The organism is Nocardioides sp. NPDC057772 (assembly GCF_042798075.1).
Taxonomy (GTDB): domain Bacteria; phylum Actinomycetota; class Actinomycetes; order Propionibacteriales; family Nocardioidaceae; genus Nocardioides.
This window is the reverse complement of the sequence record NZ_JBHVKN010000238.1, coordinates 1-7,529: the sequence shown is the minus strand read 5'-3', so window position 1 is coordinate 7,529 and position 7,529 is coordinate 1. Positions and strand designations below refer to the sequence as shown.

General features: G+C 69.5%; 8 protein-coding genes. 6 read left to right on the top strand and 2 right to left on the bottom strand.

Annotation, left to right across the window (positions count from 1 at the left end; translation table 11 throughout):
- Positions 1-123 precede the first annotated feature (123 nt).
- From ACFVJS_RS24825 to ACFVJS_RS24805, 5 genes are all read left to right on the top strand, one after another.
- Entirely contained in the window at positions 124-555 is a 432-nt protein-coding gene (locus ACFVJS_RS24825; protein ID WP_378886017.1) for a DUF6069 family protein, read from the top strand.
- A gap of 22 nt (positions 556-577) precedes the next feature.
- Entirely contained in the window at positions 578-1,477 is a 900-nt protein-coding gene (locus tag ACFVJS_RS24820; protein ID WP_378886015.1) for an NAD(P)/FAD-dependent oxidoreductase, read from the top strand.
- Between the two features lie 48 nt (positions 1,478-1,525).
- Positions 1,526-3,127 (top strand): phosphodiester glycosidase family protein, encoded by a 1,602-nt coding sequence (locus ACFVJS_RS24815; RefSeq protein WP_378886013.1) that lies wholly within the window; start codon positions 1,526-1,528, stop codon positions 3,125-3,127.
- Between the two features lie 32 nt (positions 3,128-3,159).
- On the top strand, positions 3,160-3,336 hold the full coding sequence (locus tag ACFVJS_RS24810) for a hypothetical protein (protein ID WP_008362162.1): 177 nt from the start codon (positions 3,160-3,162) through the stop codon (positions 3,334-3,336).
- 80 nt (positions 3,337-3,416) lie between these two features.
- On the top strand, positions 3,417-5,252 hold the full coding sequence (locus tag ACFVJS_RS24805) for a bifunctional metallophosphatase/5'-nucleotidase (protein ID WP_378886011.1): 1,836 nt from the start codon (positions 3,417-3,419) through the stop codon (positions 5,250-5,252).
- A 16-nt stretch (positions 5,253-5,268) separates the two neighbouring features.
- On the opposite strand, the gene ACFVJS_RS24800 is transcribed toward ACFVJS_RS24805, so the two are convergent.
- Positions 5,269-5,544, bottom strand: a complete 276-nt coding sequence (locus tag ACFVJS_RS24800; RefSeq protein WP_378886009.1) for a hypothetical protein — start codon at positions 5,542-5,544, stop codon at positions 5,269-5,271.
- 62 nt (positions 5,545-5,606) lie between these two features.
- Positions 5,607-6,281 (bottom strand): endonuclease NucS, encoded by a 675-nt coding sequence (gene nucS, locus ACFVJS_RS24795; RefSeq protein ID WP_378886007.1) that lies wholly within the window; start codon positions 6,279-6,281, stop codon positions 5,607-5,609.
- An 88-nt stretch (positions 6,282-6,369) separates the two neighbouring features.
- Here nucS and ACFVJS_RS24790 point away from each other — a divergent pair.
- A partial coding sequence (locus ACFVJS_RS24790; RefSeq protein WP_378886006.1) for a 3-hydroxyacyl-CoA dehydrogenase NAD-binding domain-containing protein occupies positions 6,370-7,529 on the top strand: 1,160 nt, incomplete at its 3' end.

Here is a 7,529-nt window from a genome sequence, read left to right as displayed (position 1 = left end):
GAACCGCGCCTTCGACACGTATCCCTAAAAACTTCGGGGGACGTGTCGATCCGCGGCGCTCCCGTACGTGAAAGAGGCAGAGGGAGGCGGACGGCGCCTCCCACCACCTCACGGGAGAACGAGATGTCCACGATCACCACTGCCCAGCAGACCCGCTCCGCCCGCTCCGCCGGTTTCACCGCCCGCAAGTCTGTCTGGCTCCATGGCCTCGGCGCCACCGTTGCCGCGAGCGCGGTCGTCACCGTCCTCTCCGTGGCCGCGTCGGCGGCCGGGGTCAGCTTCGAGACCGCCTCGGGGACGATCCCGGTCCTCGGCTTCGCCCAGCTGACCGCTTTCTTCTCGCTCATCGGGGTCGCGATGGCGGCTGTGATGGCCCGCGTCGCCCGCCACCCGCGACGTACGTTCGTGGTCACCACCGTCGTGCTGACCCTCGCCTCGCTCGTCCCCGACGTGACCTTCGGCTTCGACGCCGCCAGCGCGGTGGTCCTGATGCTCCTGCACGTCGTCGCCGCGGTCATCGTGGTCCCGGTGCTGGCGCGCCGCCTTGCCGAGTGACCGGCCTAGTAGCCTGCCGCCCATGCGGGTGACGGTGGTCGGAGCAGGAGTCATCGGGCTCTCGTGCGCGGTGCGGTTGCTGGAGGCCGGTCACGAGGTGAGCGTGATCGGCCGGGAGCGGACGACCAGGACGACGTCGGCGGTGGCCGGCGGGTTCTGGTTCCCGTATCTGGCCGAGCCGCGTGAGCGAGTGATGGCGTGGGCGGCCGAGACCTTCCTCGAGCTCGCCCGGCTGGCCCAGGAGGAGCCGGAGGCAGGGGTACGCATGGTGCACGGCACCCAGCACAACCCCGAGGACGACCTGTGGTGGGCCGCGCCGCTCACCGACCTGGCCGTCAGCGACGACCGCGCCGAGTTCACCGCCCCGATCGCCGAGATGCCGGTCTACCTGCCCTGGCTCGAGCGGAAGGTCGTCGAGGCCGGCGGGACCGTCTCGACCGGGACCGTCGACGACCTGGGCAGCCTGGAGGCCGACGTCGTGGTGAACGCGACCGGCCTCGGCGCACGGGAGCTGGTCGGTGACACCAGCCTCTACCCGGTCCAGGGACAGATCGTCGTCCTCGCGCCGGGAGCCACCAAGGAGTGGCTGGAAGCCGAGGGCGAGGCGCCCTCCTACGTCTTCCCCCGCGGCGGCGACACCGTGGTCGGAGGTACGTCGGTGCCGCACGTGTGGGACGAGGAACCGGATCCGCGTACGGCTGAGCGGATCCTGGCCGACGCCACGGCTGCCGTGCCGGAGATCGCCGATGTCGAGGTCAGGGCCCACAAGGTCGGCCTCCGCCCCGCCCGCCCCTCGGTCCGGCTGGAGCGCGAGGGCCGGATCGTGCACTGCTACGGCCACGGCGGCGCCGGGGTGACCCTGAGCTGGGGCTGCGCCACCGAGGTGGCGGCACTCGTCTCCGGGCAACCGACGCGGCGTTGACGTACGGCGTTCAACGGTGGTTCAGCGGGTGCTCCTAGCCTCGCGCCCATGCCGAAGCCTGCTCGCCTTCTCGCCAGCGGTGTCGCGCTGGCAGCCGTTGTCGCCGTCGTGCCGGGAGCCGCCCGCGCCGAGGCGCCCGCCGACGCGTTCGCCGACGCGTTCGCCGACGCCTGGACCGATCAGATCCGGTGGACCTCGACGTCGCTCGCCGACGGGGTGACGCTGCGTACCGGGGTGCTCGACGACCCCGACAGCGAGCCCTTCTGGACCGTGACCGTCCAGCACCCGGTGACCAGCTCGATCACCGGCCGTCCCGCCGCTGCCGGCGTGGGACCGCGGGCGTGGGCGGAGGAGACCGCCGACCGGCTCCGCGCGGCCGGCCACGAGCCACGGCTCGACGACATCCCGTGGCCGGACTACTCCGACACCCCCAGCGGGCTGCAAGGCGTGCGGGTGCGGACGGGTGAGTACGCGTCCCAGGCCGAGGCGGGGGCGGCGGTGACCGCGCTCCAGGCGCAGGGCTTTGCCACCGCGGTCGCCTCGTGGACGGGCTACGACGTCGACACCCCGGCCGACGCCGAGCAGATCCACGTCGCGGTCATCGACCAGCGTGCCTTCGAGGGCGAGGTCTACGGCACCCACCACGGCGTGGTCGCGCAGCGCCAGAAGCTGTCGGCTGTGAGCGGCGAGCTGGGCGCGACCGTGGCGGTCAACGGCGGGTTCTTCGTCACCGCGGACGCGGACGGCTACCAGGGCGCCCCGGCGGGCATCGCGGCGTACGACGGGCGCCTCGAGGCGATCGACGCCGGCTCGAGGACCGGGATCGTCCTCGGCGACGGGCCTGCGAGGATCACGCGTCTGACGGCGAAGGTCGACGTGCGCAGCGGCGGATCCGTACGCGCCGTCAACGGGATCAACCGCAAGCCCGGCGTGATCCGCAACTGCGGCCGTCCGGGCGCCGTGCCCACCGCGGAGCCCCGCCAGGACGTGACCTGCCGGATCGGCTCGGAGCTCGTGCTCTTCACGCCGCGCCTCGGTGCGGAGCTGCCGACCGGCGAGGGCACGCAGGTCGTGCTCGACGCCGACGACGTGGTGGTCGCCGTCGGCCCGCGAGGTGGCACGGTGCCCGGCGGCGGCAGCGTGCTCCAGGGCATCGGCGCGGCCGGCGAGTGGCTCGCGGCTCAGGCACGGGTGGGGAGGCCGCTGCCCGTGGCGGAGTCCGTACGCGACGCCGACGGCCGCCGCGTACCACTGACGCCGGGCACCTCGATCGTGAGCGCCGCGCCCAACCTCGTCACCGACGGGCGCACCGACATCGACGCCGCCGCTGAGGGCGTCATCGACCCCGCCGACCTGTCCTTCAACTACGCGTGGGCCGAGATCCGGCAACCGCGCACGATGGCGGGCATCGATCGTCGCGGGCGGCTCCTGCTCGTGACCGTAGACGGTCGCCAGCCCGGTGTCTCCGAGGGTCTCACGCTCGAGGAGGAGGCCGAGCTGATGAAGAGCCTGGGCGCGGAGGACGCGATGAACCTCGACGGCGGTGGCTCGACCGCCATGGCGAGCGGTGGGACCCTGCTCAACCGCACCTCCGATGCGGCCGGCGAGCGGGCCGACGGTGACTTCATCGTGGCCGTGCCGACGAAGTAAGGCTCGCCTAACTCTGCTGTTACCCTTCGAGCGTGGGCAAGAAGAGGAAGCCTCCCAAGACGGAGTGCTGCGTGTCGAAGTCGCGGTGCAAACGGTGTCCGATCCGCATGCTCAAGGAAGGCACCCTGCCCGAGGGGATGACGGTCAAGAAGCGCCGTCTGGTGACCCTCGACGGCAAGCCGGTCAAGAAGAAGCACTTGGCTGCTTGACGGAAAGGTGCCGCCGGTTGCGCCCGAGGTGGTAGGAATTGCTTTGCAGTTGATTACCTACTCGTGCAAGGACGTTACCGATGCCTCACGCCACCCGTCGCTCTGTCCTGTCCGGCGCTGTCACGGGCGCTGCGGCGCTGAGCGCTGCCGGCTACACCGCCACCCCGGCCCACGGTGTGACCAGCGCGGGCAAGTCTGACACCGTCCGGCTGACCGTGCTCGGCACCACCGACCTGCACGGCAACGTCTTCAACTGGGACTACTACAAGAACGCCGAGTTCTCGAACAGCGCCGGCAACGAGATCGGCGTCGCCAAGGTCAAGACGCTCATCGACGCGGTCCGCGAGGAGCGTCGTGGCGAGCCGATCCTCACGATCGACGCCGGCGACACCATCCAGGGCACCCCGCTGGCCTACTACTACGCCCGGATCGACCCGATCACCGAGGGCGCGGTCCACCCGATGGCGCGGGCCATGAACCTGGTCGGCTACGACGCCGCGGCGCTCGGCAACCACGAGTTCAACTACGGCATCGACACGATCCGGAAGTTCGAGGAGCAGGTGAACTTCCCGATGCTCGGCGCCAACGCGGTCGACCCGTCGACCAAGCTGCCGGTCTTCCCGCCCTACATCATCAAGGACTACGACCTCGGTCGCGGCCGCCGCCTCCGGGTCGGCGTGCTCGGGCTGACCAACCCCGGCATCGCGATCTGGGACAAAGCCAACGTCGAGGGGCGGATGGAGTTCCCCGGCCTGGTCGAGCAGGCCAAGATCTTCGTTCCCGAGCTCAAGAAGGCCGGCTGCGACCTGGTCATCGTCAGTGCCCACTCCGGCGCGGACACCTCGAGCTCCTACGGCGACGAGCTGCCGCCGGAGAACGCCTCCACCCTGGTTGCCGAGCAGGTGCCGGACATCGATGCGATCCTCGTCGGTCACGCCCACCGGGAGATCACCCAGCGCTACGTCACCAACACCGAGACCGGCAAGCAGGTGCTGCTGACCGAGCCGCTCTACTGGGGCATGCGTGTCTCGGTGATGGACCTGGTCGTACGCCGCGAGAAGCGCCACGGCCGGCCCCGCTGGGTCCTGGAGTCGGCGACCTCGCAGACGCTCAACTCCAACACCGTCGACGCCGACCCGGAGGTCTCCGCGGCCGTCCAGGAGCAGCACGACGTCGTCGTCTCCTACGTCAACTCCGTCGTCGGCACCTCCGCGGTGGAGATGCGCGCGGGGCGGGCAGTGGTCGAGGACGTACCGATCATCGACTTCGTCAACTTCGTCCAGGCCGACGCGGTCAAGGCGGCACTGACCGGCGCCGACGCGGAGCTGCCGGTCATCTCGATCGCCGCCCCGTTCAGCCGGGCCGCGGCCTTCCCGGCCGGTGAGGTGACCGTACGCGACGTCGCCGGCCTCTACATCTACGACAACACCCTGATGGCGGTGCGCATCACCGGCGCCCAGCTCAAGGACTACCTCGAGTTCACCGCCCGCTACTTCAAGCAGGTCAGCGGCACCGGTCCGTTCCCGATCGACCAGGTGACCAACGCCCCGACCGACACGGCGCCCAACGGCACCCCCGACTACAACTTCGACACGATCGCAGGGCTCGACGCGGCCCTGACCTACGACATCGACATCTCGGTCCCGGTCGGCTCGCGGATCACCGGCCTCGCCTACGACGGCGTCGCGGTCACGGATGCGCAGGAGTTCGTGCTCGCGGTCAACAACTACCGCCAGTCCGGTGGCGGCGGCTTCCCGCACGTCACCGACGCCACCGTGGTCTACAACCAGCAGGTCGAGATCCGGCAGCTGCTCATCGACTGGGTCACCGCCAACCAGGTCGTCGACCCGGCCGCCTTCGCCTCGGTCGACTGGCGCCTCGTCTCCGGCGGCGAGCCGATCACCGTCAACTCCTGAGCGCCGAGTCGGCGGGTCAGCGGGGGTTGATCCAGTTGAGCAGCTGACTCATCGAGATCAGCAGGTCGTCCAACCGGCGCTCCACACTGTCCAGGCGTGCGTTGACGCTGTCGATAGCCGCGTCGGTGCGCTCCATCCGGCCCTTGATCGCGTGGAACTCAGCCGTGTGCATCTGCTGCATCGTCAGGAGATCGATCATGATCGCCTCGACGTCGCTCACGGACAGGCGGCCCCCAACGCCATGCCCCGAGTGGTTCATGGACATGGCGTGAATCTTGTCACGCAGTTCCATGCGAAACGTATGGAATGGTGTTTCGCCGACGTGAACTTGCCCGACCGTGCACCAACTGTTGGTCAGAAGAGTCTCTCGGTCGGGTCGTCGAGGCCGCGGAGCGCGTCGTAGTCGACGATCACACAGGTGATCCCGCGGTCTTCGGCGAGCACGCGGGCCTGCGGTTTGATGGCCTGAGCGGCGAAGATGCCCCGCACCGGCGCGAGCAGCGGGTCGCGGTTGAGCAGCTCGAGATAGCGGGTCAGCTGCTCGACACCGTCGATCTCGCCGCGCCGCTTGATCTCGACGGCGACCGACTTCCCGTCGGCGTCGCGGCACATCAGGTCGACGGGGCCGATCGCGGTCGGGTACTCGCGGCGTACGAGGGTCAGGCCTTCGCCCAGGGTCGCCGGGTGGTCGGCGAGAAGCTCCTGGAGGTGCTTCTCGACACCGTCCTTCTGCAGGCCGGGGTCGACGCCGAGGTCGTGGGAGGACTCGTGGTGGATCTCTTCGATCAGGATCCTGAGGGTGTCATCCGTCTTGGAGGTCACGGTCCACTCGAGGCGGCCGTCGTCGGACTTGCCCTCCGAGAGGGTGCAGGGCGGCGACATCCAGTTGAGGGGCTTGTAGGAGCCCCCGTCGGAGTGGACCAGCACCGATCCGTCGGCCTTGAGCATCAACACCCTGGTGGCCATCGGGAGGTGGGCGGTGAGCCGCCCCGCGTAGTCGACCTGGCAGGTGGCAACGACGAGTCTCACCGGGAGAACGTATCGCATGGCCTTGTGTGAGCAGCGTCACGCCGCCAGGGGTTACTCATGGGTAATAAATTTGGCAGTCTTCCGTCGCATGACGGTTTCGACCCAGGGTTCCATCCACGACGTGCTCGTACTGCCCTACCTCAACCACGCGATTCGCATGCTCGAGTCGGGCTACGCCACCGCCACCGACATCGACAATGCCATGCGCTTCGGCTGCGGCTACCCCCAGGGACCGCTGGCCACGGTCGACCAGATCGGTGCCTCCGCCGTACGCGACGCGCTGCTCACCCGCTTCGAGGAGACCGGCGATAACCTGCACAAGCCGGCCGACCTGCTCACCCAGGTCTCCGACGAGTCCGGATCGTTCACCGGCGCAGCCGGGGAGCACGTACGCGCTCCGGAGCTGCGTCACACGATCGAGAAGATCGGCGTGGTCGGCACCGGCACGATGGCCTCGGGCATCGTCCAGGTCTTCGCCCAGGCCGGCTACGACGTCGTCTTCGTCGGTCGCTCCCAGGAGAAGCTCGACGGGGTCGTCGCCGGGATCACCAAGTCGCTCGACAAGGCCATCGCCAAGGGCCGCTCGGACGAGGCGACCAAGGCCGCCGTCCTCGCTCGCCTGACCGGTAGCACCTCGCGCGAGGACCTCGCCGAGGCCGACCTGATCGTCGAGGGCATCGCCGAGGACCTCGAGGTGAAGACCGAGCTCTTCAAGGATCTCGACCGGATCGCCAAGCCCGGGGCCATCCTGGCCACGACCACCAGCTCGATGCCGATCACCGAGCTCGCCAAGGTCACCGCGCGCCCCGGCGACGTCATCGGGATGCACTTCTTCAACCCGGCGCCGGTCATGAAGCTCGTCGAGGTGGTCACCACCGACCTCACCTCGGCCGAGGTCGACGAGACCGTGCGCGCGCTGTCCACGGCGGTCAAGAAGGTGCCGGTCTCCTGCGGCGACCGCTCCGGCTTCATCGTCAACGCGCTGCTGTTCCCCTACCTCAACGACGCCGTCAAGCTGCACGAGTCCGGCGTCGCGATGGACGAGATCGACGCCGCGATCAAGGAGACCGCCGGGTTCCCGATGGGCCCCTTCGAGCTCCTCGACGTCGTCGGCAACGACGTCTCCCTGGCCATCCAGTCCGAGCTGCACAGCGAGTTCGGCGAGCCTGGCTTCGAGCCCGCCGCCCTTCTCGCCCAGAAGGTCCAGGAGGGCAAGCTCGGCCGCAAGACCGGCGAGGGCTTCCACAC

Bases quoted from the DNA above. Each gene is read 5' to 3' on its own strand.
- ACFVJS_RS24825 (WP_378886017.1), top strand. From the start codon at position 124: ATGTCCACGATCACCACTGCCCAGCAGACCCGCTCCGCCCGCTCCGCC.
- ACFVJS_RS24820 (WP_378886015.1), top strand. From the start codon at position 578: ATGCGGGTGACGGTGGTCGGAGCAGGAGTCATCGGGCTCTCGTGCGCG.
- ACFVJS_RS24815 (WP_378886013.1), top strand. From the start codon at position 1,526: ATGCCGAAGCCTGCTCGCCTTCTCGCCAGCGGTGTCGCGCTGGCAGCC.
- ACFVJS_RS24805 (WP_378886011.1), top strand. From the start codon at position 3,417: ATGCCTCACGCCACCCGTCGCTCTGTCCTGTCCGGCGCTGTCACGGGC.
- ACFVJS_RS24800 (WP_378886009.1), bottom strand. From the start codon at position 5,544: ATGGAACTGCGTGACAAGATTCACGCCATGTCCATGAACCACTCGGGG.